Origin of the sequence: Roseivirga echinicomitans (assembly GCF_001592935.1) — a bacterium.
GTDB lineage: Bacteria > Bacteroidota > Bacteroidia > Cytophagales > Cyclobacteriaceae > Roseivirga > Roseivirga echinicomitans.
The window spans coordinates 1-206 of sequence record NZ_LRDB01000026.1 but is presented as its reverse complement, the minus strand read 5'-3'; the positions used below and the strand labels follow the sequence as shown (position 1 = coordinate 206).

The following is a 206-nucleotide window of genomic DNA, read 5'->3' as shown; positions in this document are numbered from 1 at the left end:
GCTACCTTCACGCCAACGGCAGACTTAGAAGATGCTACTAATGTATTTTCTGTTGACAAAACAGGTGTTGCTGACAATGCAGGAAACGCAGGAACAGGCACAACGGATTCGGGCAACTTCACGATTGATACGAAGCGACCAACGGTGGCGTTTGCCATTACCGATGCCGCATTAAAAGCAGGCGAAACAACATTGGTGACTTTCAC

Annotated in this window: 1 protein-coding gene; it reads left to right on the top strand. The window is 48.1% G+C overall.

From position 1 onward, the window contains the following. A partial coding sequence (locus tag AWN68_RS13195) for an Ig-like domain-containing protein (RefSeq protein WP_157716205.1) occupies positions 1-206 on the top strand: 206 nt, incomplete at both ends.